Here is a 16,599-nt window from a genome sequence, read left to right as displayed (position 1 = left end):
GCCCAGTGGTTGCGGTTCATGCCGATGGTATCCGAACCAATCGAAGCGGTCCGGAGGTCTGCCAACGGGAGTTGGTGATCAGGGAAAGGTTTGCATTCGCCTATTGGCTCAGCCATTCCTATATCTTTCGTAACGATTGCATGATCATATTAAACAGCGTATCGCCTGCGTCGAAACAGAGGAAAACGTGCCGAAGGTCAATCCATCGATCCTTCGTTGGGCTCGCGAAACGGCTGGGCTCAACCTTGAGGATGCCGCTGAAAAGATCGGTCTTGGCGAGGCTCGCGGTGTGGCGGGCAGCGATCGCCTGGCTATGCTTGAAGCAGGCGATGGTGAGCCGACGCGCCCAATGCTCGTGAAGATGGCTGCCCATTATCGCAGGCCTTTGTTGACCTTCTACCTGGCTGAGCCGCCTTCCGTAGCTGCGCGAGGCGAAGACTTTCGGACGTTGCCGGCGGAATATGCGCAGCGGGATGCGGCGTTGGTCGACACGTTGCTGCGTGAGGTTCGCGCGCGCCAGGAAATGGTCAGAGCGGTGCTCGAAGTCGAGGACGAAGCCACTCCGCTTGATTTCGTCGGTTCGTTCGAAAAAAGGCAAGGTGCGGACGCTTTGGCGACATCGATCCAAGCGCGCCTTGAATTTGATTTGCAGACGTTCCGGCAGGGCAGCGGCCGGGGAACGCCCAAGGGTTTCGCCTATCTTCGTGAACGGGCTGAAGCGGCCGGCATTTTCGTGCTCCTTATCGGCAATCTTGGCAGCCATCACAGCACGTTGAATGTCGAACTCTTCCGGGGCTTCGCCTTCGCAGATCCTGTCGCGCCATTCGTCGTGATCAACGATCAAGACAGCGAGCAGGCCTGGTCCTTCACGCTGCTGCACGAGCTTGCGCATATCTGGCTGGGTCAGACGGGTGTCAGCGGCGGTCGGCCGGCGAGCGAAATCGAGACATTTTGCAACGACGTCGCCGGACGCATCTTGCTGCCCGCAGCAGAAATCGCCCGGGAGCGTACACTCTCAGGTGCGTCCCAGGAGCAGGTAGTGGCGCGGATATCTGTAATCGCGGCTGCTCGGCAGGTTAGCCACTCCATGGTTGCCTACAAGCTCTATCGTGAAGGCATCATCGGCCAAGATATGTGGTCCGCGGTGACTGCGCTCTTCCGCCAACAGTGGCTGAGAAACCGTGCAGCCCAGCGTGATCGCGCCCGGGATAACGAAGGCGGACCAAGCTACTACACTGTCAGACGTCATAAGCTCGGCAATCGACTCGTCGAGCTTTCGAAGCGAATGCTGGCAGAGGGGGCGTTGTCGCCTTCTAAGGCGGCCGCGATCCTTGGCGTCAAACCCAGCAACGTTTATTCGCTCACAAACAGCCTCGCGTAGGGAGAAGCGGTGTATCTTCTCGACGCAAACGTGCTGATTACGGCGCACAATTTGTACTATCCGATCAGCCGAGTTCCGGAATTTTGGGATTGGCTGGTCCATATGGGGGGCGTCGGCCAGATCAAAATTCCGGTCGAGATCCTTGAGGAAATCACCGCAGGCTCCGAGATCGGTCGCTGGCTGAGCGAGGGTGACAACTACGACAGTCTACGCCTTGATGAAGATGTCGACCCGGCTTTGGTGCAGGCCGTCATTGAGAAATACGCGCCCGATCTCAACGACGCGGAAATCATCGAGATCGGGCGTGATCCGTTCCTGATTTCCTATGCTATGGCGGCCCCGGCCGATCGAATCGTTGTAACTGTCGAGGCTTCAAAGCCCACAGCGAAGCGGGCAAACCGCCGTATCCCGGACGTGTGCAAAGATCTCGGTGTTCAGTGGTGCAACAGCTTCGAAATGATGACAGTACTGAACTTTACGACCGGTTGGCGCTCTCGGAGCTGACGCACTGACCAGAACAGGCTACGTCGAGCTTGTTCTTGCCAAAAGGGCGCATGGTTCGACACCGAGTGCTTCGGAAATCTGCCCAAGGACGGTAACGGTCGCTGAAACATTCGCGCGTTCGATCTTGCCAATATAGCGGGCGCTCAGCCCCGAACGGTGCGCCAGCTCTTCCTGCGTCATTTGCTTGGTATGGCGAATCCGACGCAGGTTGATCGCCATGACCTCCTTGAGATCCATGACGTGAGCCGAACCCGAATCGGAATGATCGTTCCAGGAACGATAGTTCCGATTCGGCCTGGCTTGTGATATTGCGGGCGGGTCGGCTGTTTACTCTTCAAGGATGATCGTCTGACATAGGAAGCTGGAACGCATGTCGAATAGTGGTATCTAGCCACGCCGCTCATCGCATCGGATTTGGGAAGGAAAAGAAATGACTGATGCAGGTTCCTCGGAAGGCCAGGAAAACCAGAGGAAACCTCGATACGATTTAATGGACAAGGCGGAACTGGAGGCGCTGACAGTGTCAGCAATTCACGAACACCGCCGTCTCCTCGCGGCCGACCAGGTCGTTTACGAGGAGTGGGTGCGCGCAAGCGACGATCCGTCCACCGCAAGTTCCGTCCTGCAGACTCTGCAAGATGAGCACCTGGCGCGCCAAAGAAGGTCCGAGGCTCAGCAGGAGGAACTATCGGACATGCTTGATGCACTGGGCTTCGTGCCCGACGTGCCTTTGGAAGATGATGCTAGTTAAGAGTCCAGCAGACCGCGATCTTTTGCGATGGCGACAAGATGCGGCACCGATTCCGCACCGAGCTTCTCGCGGGCTTTATCAAGATTGCACTGCACGGTCCTGGCGCTGATGCCGGCCACAGCAGCTGTCGTCAGCGTGGTCTTTCCTTTTGCCGCCCACGTCAGGCAATAGTTCTCGCGCGGCGATAGAACCTGCTTTGGATTGACAACGGTTTTGGCAGCAATGATCTTCAACCGGTAATGAACCATCATGACGAGTTGGATTGCTCTCTTCTGGTCGAATGCCGCCGGAACGTCCACTTTTCGCTGCGAGGATGCGAACGTCAGCATCATTGAGGCGCCGTAACCGCCCTCGACAGGGATTGTCATGCCGCAACGGATGCCATGATCGATCGCCTCATCGCGAAACTTTCTGAGCGCTGAAGAGCCGCGTGCGGGCCAATCTTCCGCGGACCAGGAGAAAATATCCCATCTGCGCTTTGCCTCCGTCACAACAGGATCGATGTCGGAATAGTCGGCCGAGAGATAAACGCCCTCCCAAGGCTTCGGATACGAGTTGAATGTCTTGATCTGGGCGCCTTCTTTTTGAAGGTAGGCAAACCGTTCAAATCCGCAAGCACGCGTGAACTTTCCCAGGGCGCCTTTGATCATGGCCTCGTCTTGCGCGGCTTCTAGCATATCGACGAGCGAACGAAATTCTCCATCCACGAACATTTCTCCTATCTTCTTGACGCGTAAGGCGGTCCTTTGTTTGCGAAATGAGACGCTGGATCTCGGCATTGTGCGTTTGGCAGTTATGCGCATCGCTGTCATTTGCCATGGGCGATCGCAACGCAACCAACGGTGTGAGATGTCCGCGAAGCAGTCCCTCTTGCCGTGTACCTAAGCACTACCCACAACGAAGAAGCTTTCAAGGCCTGTCGCACAAAAAGATGACAGTTTGAGAAAAGTTTTTGCAACCGCAGTGCCCGCCGTACTGCCAGTGGCAAATACGGCGGCATGGAAGGACGGCGAATGTCGGTTAGTTTTTGCGGTAAGCTGACGGAAAAATAATGTCCTGGTCGACCAGCACATTGAACTTGTAGCCGGGCCGGATCTGGATCGTGGGCTGCACATTGAGGTTTTTCGAGATGGTCTGCTCGGCGACCCGGCCGAAGGACTCGGCAAAGTTGCGGCGGGCCGCGTCCGATGCGGTTTCCTGTGTCGCCAGCGTCGAGCTTTGCGGCATCGACATGTCAATGCCGGTTCCGATCAGCGCGATGAGGGCTGCCGAGCTCCACGTGCGCCAGAGATGCCGATCGACCTTGTCCTTGAAGCCGCCATATCCTTCGGCGTCCGTACCGGCCATTCCGCCAATCTGCAAGGTCGACCCGTTTGGAAAAATGAGATCGGTCCAGACGACGAGAACGCGCTCCTGGCCGAACGAAACCTTGGAATCATAACGGCCAAACAGTTTGGCGCCCTGCGGGATAAGGAGCCGGTAGCCGGTGGCGCTGTCATAGACATTCTGGCTCACTTGAGCTGTGATCCGTCCCGGCAGATCGGAGTTGAGCCCGGTGATCAAGGTGGCGGGAATGACGGATCCGCGCTTCAGTTCATAGACCGACATCTGCGGCACGACCCGGTTCGGGAGATAGCCGAGATCCTTGATGTCCTGGTTGAAGAAATCCTCCTTCGACGTCTGTGCGTTCGGATCGAGGTTCTCGCCCATGAGCCCGGATTTCATGGCAGCCGCGTAAAGGTCAGAGGCATTGTTGCTTGTTGATGTGGGATTTTGACCGGCGTCGGTGGAGTTCTTGGCGACTTTTTCGACATCGGAAATGTCCACCTTCAACGGCGAGTCCAAAGCCGTTGATCGCGCCTGCAACCGAGCCATCCGTTGCCGCTGTGCCTCGCGAATATACTGTTCGTCCTGCTCGCGCTTCAGCCGCGCTTTCCATTCCTCCTCCGATTCGAGCAGCGGGCGGCGCTCTTCTCGTTCCGTGGGGCGGCGGTCGACAACAGTTGTTTCCTTCTCGACCTTCTGTTCGACTGCAGGCGTCGGCTGAAACACTTCGCGCTCCACCGGCTCGCCGATGATGCCGTCGGTGACGCCGCGCTTGAGCTGGTCGCCGAAGTTCGTCGCCGGTGTATTCGACGCGCTGTCGATGTCATTGTTACGGTTGACCGGCAGACCACGCCATGCCAGCCCGATGACAACGACGCCGACGAACAGGCCGACGATGACGATGGCGATGATAATCGGCAGGCGATTGAGACGGCGCATGCCGTTCTGATCCTCGGCCTGGTTGCCGGCACCAAGCTGCAGAGACTGGACCATATCTGCCTCCGTCAGTTGCGATGCATGATGGAAAGCGGGCTTGCCGGCACGGCACCCGCCGCGGTCGCTGTGTAGGCCCGGCCGAGCGCTAGAGACGGCGTCGAAAGTCGAGCGAGCACCTGACCGTCGATACCGTCGATCGAATAGGCGAGTTCGACCGGCTTTGCGTCCTTCTCAACCTTTCCATCAGTGACAACCGTGTAGCCCCATCCCTTGAGGGCTGCCTCGAGCGCGGCTGCGAACTCGGACTTGTCTTTCTCCATCTTGATGGTGGTCGTTCCGGCCGGTCCGATTTGCTCGGCAAGGCGGCTCGCCATATCGCCTGCAATTGCGCTCGCGGCAGGACCAGTGACTGGAACGGGTCCCGCGTCGGGGGTCAATCCATCGTCAGCCGTCTGGCAGCCAGAAAGAAGAGCGGCTGCGATGATCAAGGGCAGAAACATGCGCATCGGTCAGCCTCCCCGCCGGATGGTGATCTTCTGCTGGCGCCAGCCAACGCCGGAGACGAGGATCGCCTTGTCGACCGCGTAGTCGACGGTCATCATGTCGTTCTTCATGCGATAATTGACGATCCGATTTTGGCCGCCAGAGACGACGAACAGCACCGGCGCGTCCTGTCCGGAGATCGATTTCGGGAATTGAATGTAAGTTTTGACGCCGTCCGAATAGACCCGCTTCGGTTTCCAAGGCGCGCTCCCGCTCACTGAGTAGGAGAAGTTCAGCTTGTCAGGTGCGGTCCCTGGAATGCCGCCAGTTTCAAGGCGGGAGTTGATATCGGCAAGCTTGGTCGAAACATCCTCCGGATACTCGAAACCGACCCGCGCCATATATTGGCTCGGGTGGGACTTGAGTTGGATGTGATAGGTGCGTCGCGACGTCGTCACCACCATAGAGGTAACAAGGCCCGGCTCCGATGGCTTGACGATTAGGTGGATCGCCTGCCCGCCCGTGGCGCCCGAGGTCGCAGGTTCGACCTTCCAGCGCACTGTATCGCCAACGAGAACATCGCGGACGATCTCGCCACCCTGCAATTCTATATCGCAAACCTGTAAGGGTGAGCAGACGACAGATGGCTGTGTCTCGCCGAACAGGAAGATGACCTTGCCGTCCGGGCCGGTCGTGACCAGCCCGGCAGTGCCGCGCCATTTCCTGGAAATATTCGTGCCCTTCACCTCATTATTGGTCATGCTCTGCGCTTCAGCGCCGCTCATGAGGACGAGTGTGGCGAGGCAGCCAGCGGCTGCAATGAATGCGGTTCTGTGCATTGAGAAATCCCTGCCCCTAAAGCTGTGCTGTCCAGTCGAAATCCCGGACATAGAGACCGATCGGGTTGAGGCGGATGGTCGCCTCGTCCTGGGGCGCAGTGATCGTCACCGTTGCGATCCCGCGAAACCGGCGCGTGCCGATCTCCTTGCCCTTGCGGTCCCGTTCGTATTCGGTCCAGTCGATCTGATAAGTCTGGTTGGAGAGCGCCACGATGTTGTTGACCTCGATGGCGACCGTTGCTGTTTTGGCCTTCTCGAACGGCGAATTGCCCCGGAACCAAGCGTTGATCTTTTCAGTCGACGGATCTGAGGTCCTGAGAAGTGCATAGGTCTTGTCGATATATTGCTTCTGCACCACGGCATCGGGCGTGATCGAACGGAAGCTGGTCACGAAGTTACCGAGCGAGGCGCGCACCACCCGCACATCGGCATACTCGATCTGCTCGGGGATACCCGATGTCACCGCGCTTCCAAGCTTGTCGACCTGGACGATGTAGGGCACCAGCTTGACCTGAGTGCTCAGGTACATCGCGTAGCCGAACCCGATCACCGCCATTGTAAGGCCGAGAATGCCAACGATCCGCCACGCGGCGGCGGCCTGGACATAGGAGCCGTATCGCTCGCTCCATTCCTGGCGTGCGGCAAGATAGGGGTTTTCGGGGGCGCGGTTCGCTGCCATCGATGCATCGCTTTCTGACTGCTAGTCTTTGTGTTCCGGGGGTGGCTTGGGTCCACTGCGGCCGCCGCGGCTTTCGTCGAGTTTCGCGTTGGCGAGGCCGAGGATCGATCCGGCATAGGCGCCGGGAGAGCCGATGGCCTTTTCCTTGGCCGCGGAGCCTGCGGCTCTGCCGGCCGAGCCGATCCCCGCGCCGAAGCCTCGAAGAGCGCTACTCGCGACCGATGAACCGGCCGCCCGGGCAGCCTGGCCAGCAGCAAAGCCTGCTCCTGCCGCACCGGCTGCGAGGAACCCTGCGCCCGTGGCAAACGATGCCGCCTGGCCGCCGTGTCTGATCGCCTCCATGCCTCCGGAAACTGAAGCTCCCTGGACAACACCCTGGATGATATTTGGGACATACATGGCGATGATGAAAACCACGACCGAAATGCCGGCGATCGCCAGTGTGGTGACGAATTGATCGGACGATGCAGTCGGAGCATTCGCCAGACCCAGAAGAACTTGCGAGCCGATTTTGGCGATCATCACCAATGCCATCAGCTTCATGCCGACGCCGAAGGCGTAGACGAGGTAGCGGACAGCGAAGTCTTTCGTGTACGACGAGCCGCCCAAGCCGAGCATTATCATGCCGGCGAGCAAGCCAACATACATCTCGACCATGACGGAAACGAAGATCGCCGCAACAAGTGAAAAGCAAATGACGACGACGCCCATCGCCAGCACTGCAGCAATTGCCAGCGCATTGTCCTCGAACACACCGAACTGCGCCTGTTGCGACATTTGCGACGCCACCCTGATGCCGGCGTCGAAGATTTCGGCAGGAGAGGCTGAGCCTCCGCCGGCGCCGATCTGGAACAGACTGTCGACGACCGCTTTAGCGAAGGTCGGGCCCTGGGTCAGGACGAAGGCGAAGAAGCCTATAAACAGTATGCGCCGGACAAGTTCGGCGAACCAGCTGTCGAGTGTTGCGGCCTGGAGAGCCAGCCAAACTGCAGCAATGCCGATTTCGATGGTCGCCAGGATCCAGAACAGAGATCTCGCCGCATTCATGATCGTGGTCTCCCAACCTTTGGCGGCAGTGGAGACCTGATTTTCAAGCTCGGTCAGCACCTGTCCCTGCTGGGAGAAGGCGGGAACCGCGAAGACCAAGCAAAGGAGGCCGGCTATCGCGACTGAACGTCCAAGAGAATTCCTCACCATCTCGGACGCATCTCCTGTCCTTCCTTGATCGGCGGCAGTTTCTTGTCGGAGCCGAAAAACTTCGCGCGGGCAGCACGCTGCTCATCGGTGAGTGCTGGTTTGTCATTTTCTCTGGAGTTGACGATCAGCACTGTTGCCGCAGAAGAGAGGACCGCGACAAGCACGAGCAAGGCGATGATAGTGGCACGGTTCACCAGCGGGGCTCCATCTTCTGACCTTCGGGGATCGTTTCGACTTCGGCGTTGAAGAACTTTTCCCGCCGGGCCTGTGCGAGGTCCTTGTCGGTCTGCTCGGTTTGAAGCCAGGTGCCCATCATGGCCATTTGCTGGGAGACGAGCCCACGGAGTTTCTGCATCTGCGCGACCTGCTGCGCTGCGATTTGGTGCCCGACCTGCAGGGCCTTCATCTGCCCGTCGGCGGTCTCCGACATCGATCGCAGCGAGGACATTGTCCCCTCCTCGCTATCGAACTGCTCGGCCGTCAGGCTCGCCGCCTTCAGCGTACTGGCGATCGTGTCCCGATTGGTGTCGGACCAGGTCTGATAGGTCGAGGAGAATGTCTCATCGCTTGGCAGGTTGGTCTTGAGGTTCGAATAGCTCTGGAAGCGCTGCTGAAGCACATCATCGGCATTGCCCATTGAAAACGAAATGCTCTGACCCTGATCGACGATGCTGCGGAGCTGATTGAGGTCGCTCTCGACCTGCCCCCACATGTGCGATGGCAGCGCCGCGGTGTTCTGAAGCAGGTTTTGATAGATGTTCAGCTGCGTTTCGATCTGCTGCGCGAGCTGGCTGATCTGCGTCAGCTGGTTCTGGATTTGCTCTCCGGATTGGCCGACAAGAGATACGAGCTCGCCATTGTTGAGGACCTGCGTCCACTCGGTCGCAGCGCCTGTTGCGGTGCCCGCACTGGCCGGCGGGGTGCTGCCGATCGCCAGGGCGATCGCAGCAAGACCGGTGAGCAATCTATTCGACGTTAAGCAGCGATGCGGCATCGTGAACTCCTCTCGTTTGAAGCCAATGGATCGGCCAGTCGCGGCCATGTTCGGAATGGAGCGCGCGAATGCGTTTCAAGTCTTCCTTGCCGGAGGCGCCGACGAAGCTCAGCGCCAACGGGCCGAGTGCCATATCGAATAGCCGCCGGCCTTCCGGCGTGACGACGTAATATTCCCGCTTCGGCATTGCGTTCGAGACGATCTCGATCTGTCGCTCATTGAAGCCGATCCTCTCGTAGAACTCGCGCGTTCCGGGCTCGCGGGCCGCACCATTCGGAAGGCAGATCTTCGTCGGGCAGGATTCCTTCAGCACGTCGATGATGCCGGAGCGCTCGGCGTCCGAGATCGATTGGGTGGCCAGCACGACGGCGCAGTTTGCCTTGCGCAGCACCTTCAGCCACTCGCGGATCTTGCTCCGGAACACCGGGTGACCAAGCATCAACCATGCTTCATCCAGCACGATCAGGCTCGGCGAGCCATCGAGACGTTTTTCGATCCGCCGGAAGAGATAGGTGAGCACGGGCACGAGATTGCGCTCGCCCATGTTCATCAACTGCTCGATCTCGAAGGTCTGGAAGGCGCGAAGCGAGAGGCCGTCCTGTTCCGCGTCGAGAAGCTGGCCCATCGGACCGTCTACCGTGTAGTGATGGAGCGCATCCTTGATCTCGCGCATCTGGACGCCGCTCACGAAATCGGACAGTGACCGGCCGGGCGCGTTTGCCATCAGGCCAACCTGGCGGGAGATGGCGTTGCGATGATCAGGGGTGATGGCGACGCCCTGTAGCGCAACCAGCATCTCGATCCATTCCGTCGCCCAAGCCCGATCGGCGTCACTCGCGAGGTCCGACAGCGGGCAGAAGGCCAGCGCCCTCCCCTCGTCGTGCTCGTCGCCGCCGATTTCGTAATGATCGGCGCCGGTGGCAAGGGTCAGCGGCAGGAGCGAATTGCCCTTGTCGAAGGCGAAGATCTGGGCTCGTTCATAACGCCGGAACTGCGCTGCGATCAGCGCCAGAAGCGTCGACTTGCCCGAGCCCGTGGGACCGAATATCAACGTATGGCCGACGTCGTCGACATGCAGGTTGAGCCGGAACGGCGTCGAGCCGCTCGCGACCTGCATCAGCGGTGGTGAGTTCGCCAGGTAGAAGGGGCAAGGCGCGACCGGATTGCCCGACCAGACGGAGTTGAGCGGGACCAGGTCCGCAAGATTCCTGGTGTTGATCAGCGGCTCGCGGATGTTGGCGTACCAGTTGCCGGGCAGACTACCGAGATAGGCGTCTGTCGCGTTCAGCGTTTCGATCCGCGCCCCGAACCCCTCAGCCTGGATCAGTCTGCGGATTGCCTCGGCCTTTTCCTGCAGGGCTTCGCGGTCCTGATCGAACAGGACAATGACGGGCGTGTAGTAGCCATAGGCGACGAGCTGCGACGACGCCTGCGCGATGGCATCTTCCGTCTCCGCGACCATCGTCATGGCGTCCTGATCGACCGATCGGCTTTGTGTCTGGAAAAGCTGATCGAAGAACGGCCTCACCTTCTGCTGCCATTTCTTGCGGGTGCGCTCGAGTTTCTGGCGCGCCTCTTGCGCATCGAGAAAGATGAAGCGCGATGACCAGCGGTAGGTAAGCGGCATCAGGTCGAGGCTGTTGAGAATCCCCGGCCAGCTCTCCGCCGGCAGACCATCGATCGCCACGACGCCGAGGAAACGGCTCTCGACCTTCGGCGTCAGTCCATGCTCGAGTTCGGCGGTTGCGATCCAGTCGAGATACATGGGCGCGTCCGGCAATCGGATCGGATGGTTTTCGCCGGTGATGCAGAAGCGGACGAACTGCAGCAGTTCGTCATAGCGCGCGCGTCGTTCCCCTCCCCTTTCCGTCACCTCGCGTGTTTCCATCCGCCGGATCGAAAGGGTGTTTGCGAAATACTGCTCGACTTCCCGGATGGCGTTCTTGAAGATGAACAGCACCGTGTCGGCATAGGTCTTCTTTCGGCTCTCCTCGTCCGAATAGATGTATTTGCTCAGAGCCGTCTTTTTCGACTCGAGCGGCCGATAGGTGAGGACAAGTGCGTGCTTGCTTTCGAAATGTCCCTGCTCCCGCCCAAAATGCGCCCGCCGCTCCGCGTCGATCGCACGTGTGACGGGATCGGGAAAGTGGCAGCGATCGTCCGACGGGTAGTCGAAGGTCGGAATGCGAACCGCCTCAACCTGGATCATCCAGCCGCTCCCTAGCCGCGACAGGATCGTATTGATCTGGCGCGACAGTTCGTTGCGCTCCAGATCGGTGGCGCTTTCGGAGTCGGGGCCGGCAAAGTACCAGCCGGCCATCAGGCTGCCGTCTTTCAACAGAAGGACGCCATTGTCGACCAACCCGGCATAGGGGACAAGATCCGCAAAGGACGGGCCGGCGGCGCGGAAGCGTTTGAGTGCGACCATGGCTTCCCCTCAATATCGACGCCACGGAGAGGAAGTCGCCCGGTAATAATGCTGGTAGTAGATATGACGGACATAGACCTGTCGCATCATCGGGTCCGCCTTTGCCATCATTCTCAGGAACCCGACGATCACGATCCAGACAGCCACACCGAAGAGCGCGGAGTAGAGCGTCAGGACCACAAAAATCAGAATGACGGCTGCGAGACCCGTCAGAAGCACCAGTTCCCGGTCCGCACCCATCAAGAGGTTCGGACGTGACAGCGCACGGTGAATGCGATTGCGTTGCAGCCCGGACAGAGGTTCAGCCATGAGCCCCCTCCCCTCCTCCGTTTGAACCAAGAGAGGTCGTCTGCTCGCCTGGCAGTCCGATGGATGCGCCGGTGGCGCCGAACAGCCCGATGATGTTGGTCGCACCGAGCAGGATGCCGGCGACAAGCACGATGTAGACGAGCCGCCGCGCGAAATCGTTGAGCTCGCCGCCGAAGATCAGCATGCCGCCGGCGATCGCGACTGCTGCAAGTGCAATCGCGCCGGCGACCGGGCCGGTGATCGACTCCTGGATTTGCTGCAACGGCCCTTCCCAAGGAAGACTGCCGCCTGAGCTCGCGAGCGCCGGCGCGACCGAGGCAAGCACGATGGGAACCGCCAGAAGGGCTATGGCGATGACTGAGTTGCTACGCGACATGGCGCGCCTCCTGCTCTTCCGTGAGTTGATCGGATTCGATTTCGTATTCGCCGTGTGCGTAGCGCTCGACCTGGATGACGTCGCGAACGCGCCTTCCCCGCGCCGTCCGCTCGATCGAGATGACGAGGTCAACCGCTTCGCCGATCACCTCGTGCATCGGCTGCTGGCTGGCCTCGGCCGTCAGCTGCTCAAGACGGCGCAGTGCCGACATCGCCGTGTTTGAGTGGACCGTGGCGACGCCGCCCGGATGGCCGGTGTTCCATGCCTTGAGCAGTGTCAGCGCAGCGCCGTCGCGAACTTCCCCAACGACAATTCTGTCGGGTCGCAGGCGCATGGTGCTTTTCAGCAGCCGCGCCATGTCGACCGTGTCGCTGGTGTGGAGAAGGACAGCATTATCGGCAGCGCACTGAATTTCCGCGGTGTCCTCGAGGATGACGAGGCGGTCTTCCGGCGCCGACTTGACGATTTCGTTGATGACGGCATTTGCGAGCGTCGTCTTGCCGGAACCCGTGCCCCCCGAAATGACGATGTTGAGCCGAGCCGAAATCGCGCTGCGGATGGTCGAGGCCTGCTGTTCGGTCATCACGCCCGAGCGCACATAATCCTCGAGCGGGATCAGGCGTGAGGCACGACGACGAATGGTGAACGCCGGCTTGGAAACGACGGGCGGCAACAGGCCTTCGAAGCGATGGCCACCGATCGGCAATTCGCCGGAAATGATCGGTTGTTCGGCATCGACCTCGGATTGAAGGGCATGTGCCACGGTGCCGATAACCATTTCGGCTGCGGCCGACGACATCTCGCCAGCTGGGACGACGCCGTGCCCAAGGCGTTCTATGAATAGCTTTCCGTCCGGGTTGAGCATGATCTCGACAACGGTTGCGTCATCCAATGCCACGCAGAGCTGATCGCCGAGTGCTTCCTGAAGTTTGCGCACAAGCCGGGGGTGAGAGCGAAGCTGGTTCACAGATTTCTCCTACGCTGCCTTGCTGAGGGGGGTGAATTCAGAGCGATAGTTGGCGGGACGGAGCTTTTGAAATGTACTGGCGTCGGCGGGTAGGATTCCCGCGACCGCCATCGTCACGCCGATCGGCTTGGGTTCGCCCAACCGCTGAAGCGGCCAGCCGACGCGCGCGAGGATCCGCTCGAAACGCAGGTCAGTGACGGTGACGATTTCGGTGAAGCCGTTCGACATGCACCATTCGATGATGCCGGCGAACATGGTCAGCGTCGCCTCATGCACGGATCCGTCTCCCCTGCCCTCGCCGAGCGTCGTGTCGACGCAAAAGCGGGAGCTCTCAATCATCGCGGAATGTGCGTTCAACCGGCGATTCGAAAGCAGTGAGTCGAAGACATCGGTCACCATTGTGGGGCCAGTCGCCGGCAGCAGCCGCGCGCATCCTGCCACTAGGTCACTGTCGGAAATTGCGAGGATGTAGGTCGGCATCAGAGCATCGAAAGCATCCAATTCCAGGCCGTCGTTAACTTCGACATCCCAGCCCAGGCGGTCGGCGAAGACACGCGCGCGTAGCTCGTGATGGCGGTGGATAAGCTCAGTTTCCGTAATATTCTTCGGCGCTGAGATCGCGAGAACCTGCATGAATTTCTCCGTCGTCGTTGGTCGGCGGGGAAGTCAGCACAGATCGGAATCGAGCGGTAGTTGTAGGATCCTACATACTCAGACTGGGTGAGTCGCGAAGGGTTGCGCCAGCGTTTTGACGGAAATCGACTTTCTTCCGAGCAAACCTTCTGCGGGTCGGTTGTAGGATTCACAGTAAAACAAACATAGAACACGTTATGTCATGCGTCTTGCTAAATGCTTAGAAAAAAAAGCAAAAGAGGTCGCGGCCGTCTCACTCGCCGCCTGCGTGTTAACCTTTTGTTAACCTAAAACATCTTGCAACGCTGATTGGAATCGGGTGTTCTATCCACGGCATTTTGCTGTGTTTACGAAAATTACCGTGTGTACGAGAGGACGTCGTGGAGAATCCCGCCCAGCTTCAGAAAGCTATCCATAAACTGATAGCCGCGCATGCGCGAGATCTCTCGGGTGCACTGCACGAGCATCGCGTGAAGCTCTATCCGCCAGAAGCCCGCAAGACACTCCGGTCGTTCTCTTCTACCGAAGCAGCGAAACTCATCGGCGTCAACGATGGCTATCTTCGTCATCTCTCGCTTGAGGGCAAAGGGCCGCAACCCGAGATCGGGAACAATAACCGTCGATCCTATTCCGTTGAAACCATCCAGGCTTTGCGGGAGTACCTTGACGAGAACGGCAAGGGGGATCGTCGCTATTCGCCGAGGCGAACCGGACACGAGCATCTGCAGGTCATAACCGCCGTCAATTTCAAGGGTGGGTCCGGGAAGACGACTACCGCGGCACACCTCGCCCAATATCTGGCGCTCAACGGCTACCGGGTTCTCGCTATCGACCTCGATCCTCAGGCCAGCATGTCCGCACTCCACGGCTTCCAGCCGGAGTTCGACGTGAATGATAACGAGACGCTCTATGGCGCAGTCAGGTATGACAGCGAGCGTCGACCGCTGAAAGAGGTCATAAAGAAGACCTACTTCACCAACCTCGACCTTGTGCCCGGCAATCTTGAGCTGATGGAATTTGAGCACGATACCGCCAAGGTACTCGGTTCTAACGATCGCAAGAACATCTTCTTCACTCGCATGGATGACGCTATCGCGTCAGTGGCGGACGACTATGATGTCGTCGTGGTCGATTGCCCGCCGCAACTCGGTTTCCTTACGATCTCCGCCCTGTGCGCTGCCACGGCCGTTCTTGTTACCGTTCATCCGCAGATGTTGGACGTGATGTCGATGTGCCAGTTCCTGCTCATGACGTCTGAACTCTTAAGCGTCGTCGCGGAAGCTGGTGGCAGCATGAACTATGACTGGATGCGGTACCTCGTGACGCGTTATGAGCCTGGCGATGGCCCACAGAACCAGATGGTGTCGTTCATGCGGACCATGTTTGGCGATCACGTCCTCAATCACCCCATGCTCAAGAGTACGGCGATCTCGGACGCGGGTATCACCAAGCAGACGCTTTATGAGGTCAGCCGCGATCAATTCACGAGATCAACCTACGATCGGGCGATGGAATCGCTCGACAACGTGAACAATGAAATCGAGCAGTTGATTCAGACATCCTGGGGTCGGAAGTGATGCAGACGCTGACCGCCCACCGTTGCTCGATCGCTGAAAAGTTGCCAGCCGGAAACTTTGGGTTTAACGGGCTGGAAATGCTCGCTTATTTCGCACTTTCAGCGATGGAAAAAGGAGCAGAAAATGGCTAGAAAACACCTTCTCTCCGATCTCGCCGGCCCAAAATCTCGTGCCGGAGGCACTGATGAAGTCTCTGCCCAGGATAACGTCACGCCGCAATATGCTCCACGCGGAGCGATCGGTGCCGTTTCGCGCTCGATAGAGCTTTTGAAATCCCAGTCCCTGATGGAACTCGATCCTGATCTGATCGACACACCGTCCGTCACGGACCGCCTCGACGAGGATGGCGAGCAGTTCGAGGAGTTTGCGCGCAACATCCGGGAGAACGGCCAGCAGGTTCCTATTCTCGTTCGTCCGCACCCCTCAATGGAGGGACGCTATCAGATCGCGTATGGACGTCGGCGCCTGCGCGCGGTGAAACTGGCGGGGCGGAAGATCAAGGCAGCTGTCAGGAGCTTAACCGACGACGAGCTCGTGTTGGCCCAAGGGCAGGAAAATAGTGCTCGTCAGGATCTATCATTTATCGAACGTGCTCTTTACGCAGCTGAGCTCGAGGCAAGCGGATTTCAGCGTTCAGTCATCATGGCCGCGCTCGCTGTCGATAAAAGCAATCTTTCCCGGCTGATCCAGGCTGCGACCCAGCTGCCGGCAGATGTCATCCGCTCAATTGGTGCCGCCCCCAAAACCGGACGAGATCGTTGGGGCGAACTGGCAACGCGACTGGACAAGGATGGAGCGCTCGACAAGGCGCGAGCAGTATTATCCGACAGCACGATAAAGGCCCTCCCCTCGGACGAGCGGTTCGCCGCGGTCTTTGAGGTGCTCGCGCCGAAGAGGCCCAGGAAGGAAAAGGCACAAGCGAAGGTTTGGCAAGCGGACGATGGCGTCAAGGCTGCAAGCGTTCGGGAAGACAAACGTACGATCACACTAACGATCGACAAAAAGGCGGCCCCTGACTTCGGGGACTACCTCGTGTCGGTCCTGCCGGAGATCTACGCTTCGTTTAAGAGAACGAAGCAGTAGGTAAATCGAAACGAGGAAAGGAACGATAGAGCAAAGAAAAAGCCCTCCGAAACGGTGTTCCAGAAGGCCTCTCTCAGTTTGGTCGCTTAGAGAATCGCACTTCCCGGAATCACAGTCAAGAGTCAACGCCACACCG

General features: G+C 59.0%; 20 protein-coding genes. 6 read left to right on the top strand and 14 right to left on the bottom strand.

All coding sequences use genetic code 11. The features are described from left to right. Positions 1 to 187: 187 nt before the first annotated feature. The gene (locus M1D43_RS31525; protein WP_498814927.1) at positions 188 to 1,381 is read left to right on the top strand and encodes an ImmA/IrrE family metallo-endopeptidase; all 1,194 of its coding nucleotides are present in this window, start codon (positions 188 to 190) and stop codon (positions 1,379 to 1,381) included. 9 nt (positions 1,382 to 1,390) lie between these two features. After that, positions 1,391 to 1,885 carry a DUF4411 family protein gene (locus M1D43_RS31520; protein ID WP_498814926.1) on the top strand — a complete coding sequence of 165 codons (495 nt, stop codon included), beginning with the start codon at positions 1,391 to 1,393 and terminating at the stop codon, positions 1,883 to 1,885. Positions 1,886 to 1,903: 18 nt separating this feature from the next. On the opposite strand, the gene M1D43_RS31515 is transcribed toward M1D43_RS31520, so the two are convergent. Beyond that, complete coding sequence (locus M1D43_RS31515) at positions 1,904 to 2,122, bottom strand: helix-turn-helix domain-containing protein (protein WP_498814924.1); 219 nt, start codon at positions 2,120 to 2,122, stop codon at positions 1,904 to 1,906. Between the two features lie 193 nt (positions 2,123 to 2,315). Here M1D43_RS31515 and M1D43_RS31510 point away from each other — a divergent pair, with 193 nt between their 5' ends. Beyond that, positions 2,316 to 2,636, top strand: coding sequence for a transcriptional repressor TraM (locus M1D43_RS31510; protein ID WP_498814923.1), 321 nt, complete (start codon positions 2,316 to 2,318; stop codon positions 2,634 to 2,636). Here M1D43_RS31510 and M1D43_RS31505 read toward each other — a convergent pair. From M1D43_RS31505 to traI, 13 genes are all read right to left on the bottom strand, one after another. Then, positions 2,633 to 3,343 (bottom strand): autoinducer binding domain-containing protein, encoded by a 711-nt coding sequence (locus tag M1D43_RS31505; protein WP_498814921.1) that lies wholly within the window; start codon positions 3,341 to 3,343, stop codon positions 2,633 to 2,635. The genes M1D43_RS31510 and M1D43_RS31505 overlap by 4 nt on opposite strands. 313 nt (positions 3,344 to 3,656) lie before the next feature. Continuing rightward, positions 3,657 to 4,955: an IncP-type conjugal transfer protein TrbI gene (trbI, locus tag M1D43_RS31500; RefSeq protein ID WP_498814919.1), complete on the bottom strand. Its 1,299-nt coding sequence runs from the start codon at positions 4,953 to 4,955 to the stop codon at positions 3,657 to 3,659. Positions 4,956 to 4,966: 11 nt separating this feature from the next. Beyond that, positions 4,967 to 5,404, bottom strand: coding sequence for a conjugal transfer protein TrbH (gene trbH / locus M1D43_RS31495; protein WP_498814917.1), 438 nt, complete (start codon positions 5,402 to 5,404; stop codon positions 4,967 to 4,969). Between the two features lie 3 nt (positions 5,405 to 5,407). Next, the gene (gene trbG / locus M1D43_RS31490; protein ID WP_498814916.1) at positions 5,408 to 6,220 is read right to left on the bottom strand and encodes a P-type conjugative transfer protein TrbG; all 813 of its coding nucleotides are present in this window, start codon (positions 6,218 to 6,220) and stop codon (positions 5,408 to 5,410) included. Between the two features lie 16 nt (positions 6,221 to 6,236). Then, positions 6,237 to 6,899 carry a conjugal transfer protein TrbF gene (locus tag M1D43_RS31485; protein WP_498814914.1) on the bottom strand — a complete coding sequence of 221 codons (663 nt, stop codon included), beginning with the start codon at positions 6,897 to 6,899 and terminating at the stop codon, positions 6,237 to 6,239. A 21-nt stretch (positions 6,900 to 6,920) separates the two neighbouring features. Continuing rightward, entirely contained in the window at positions 6,921 to 8,096 is a 1,176-nt protein-coding gene (gene trbL, locus M1D43_RS31480; protein WP_498814912.1) for a P-type conjugative transfer protein TrbL, read from the bottom strand. Further along, positions 8,090 to 8,290: an entry exclusion protein TrbK gene (gene trbK, locus M1D43_RS31475; protein ID WP_498814910.1), complete on the bottom strand. Its 201-nt coding sequence runs from the start codon at positions 8,288 to 8,290 to the stop codon at positions 8,090 to 8,092. Before trbK ends, trbL begins: the two co-directional genes overlap by 7 nt. Next, a complete protein-coding gene (gene trbJ, locus M1D43_RS31470; protein ID WP_498814908.1) occupies positions 8,287 to 9,090 on the bottom strand; it encodes a P-type conjugative transfer protein TrbJ in 804 nt (267 codons plus the stop codon). Before trbJ ends, trbK begins: the two co-directional genes overlap by 4 nt. Next, positions 9,062 to 11,518 (bottom strand): conjugal transfer protein TrbE, encoded by a 2,457-nt coding sequence (locus tag M1D43_RS31465; RefSeq protein ID WP_498814906.1) that lies wholly within the window; start codon positions 11,516 to 11,518, stop codon positions 9,062 to 9,064. Before M1D43_RS31465 ends, trbJ begins: the two co-directional genes overlap by 29 nt. Positions 11,519 to 11,527: 9 nt before the next feature. Beyond that, positions 11,528 to 11,827 (bottom strand): conjugal transfer protein TrbD, encoded by a 300-nt coding sequence (locus M1D43_RS31460; RefSeq protein ID WP_498814904.1) that lies wholly within the window; start codon positions 11,825 to 11,827, stop codon positions 11,528 to 11,530. Next, positions 11,820 to 12,203, bottom strand: a complete 384-nt coding sequence (locus tag M1D43_RS31455; protein WP_498814902.1) for a TrbC/VirB2 family protein — start codon at positions 12,201 to 12,203, stop codon at positions 11,820 to 11,822. The genes M1D43_RS31460 and M1D43_RS31455 overlap by 8 nt, the downstream gene beginning before the upstream one ends. Continuing rightward, positions 12,193 to 13,170, bottom strand: a complete 978-nt coding sequence (gene trbB / locus M1D43_RS31450; protein ID WP_498814900.1) for a P-type conjugative transfer ATPase TrbB — start codon at positions 13,168 to 13,170, stop codon at positions 12,193 to 12,195. Before trbB ends, M1D43_RS31455 begins: the two co-directional genes overlap by 11 nt. A 9-nt stretch (positions 13,171 to 13,179) precedes the next feature. Beyond that, a complete protein-coding gene (gene traI / locus M1D43_RS31445) occupies positions 13,180 to 13,803 on the bottom strand; it encodes an acyl-homoserine-lactone synthase (protein ID WP_498814898.1) in 624 nt (207 codons plus the stop codon). A gap of 380 nt (positions 13,804 to 14,183) precedes the next feature. Here traI and repA point away from each other — a divergent pair, with 380 nt between their 5' ends. The 3 genes from repA to repB are packed head-to-tail and all read left to right on the top strand — an operon-like array spanning position 14,184 to position 16,463. Then, positions 14,184 to 15,380, top strand: coding sequence for a plasmid partitioning protein RepA (repA, locus tag M1D43_RS31440; protein WP_498814897.1), 1,197 nt, complete (start codon positions 14,184 to 14,186; stop codon positions 15,378 to 15,380). Beyond that, positions 15,380 to 15,511, top strand: coding sequence for a hypothetical protein (locus M1D43_RS31435; protein ID WP_498814895.1), 132 nt, complete (start codon positions 15,380 to 15,382; stop codon positions 15,509 to 15,511). Before repA ends, M1D43_RS31435 begins: the two co-directional genes overlap by 1 nt. After that, positions 15,504 to 16,463 carry a plasmid partitioning protein RepB gene (gene repB, locus M1D43_RS31430; protein ID WP_498814893.1) on the top strand — a complete coding sequence of 320 codons (960 nt, stop codon included), beginning with the start codon at positions 15,504 to 15,506 and terminating at the stop codon, positions 16,461 to 16,463. The genes M1D43_RS31435 and repB overlap by 8 nt, the downstream gene beginning before the upstream one ends. Positions 16,464 to 16,599 lie beyond the last annotated feature (136 nt).

It is taken from the genome of Ensifer sp. R1-3 (assembly GCF_056739175.1).
The sequence above is the reverse complement of the archived record's forward strand: the minus strand, read 5'-3'. Positions and strand labels throughout refer to the sequence as shown.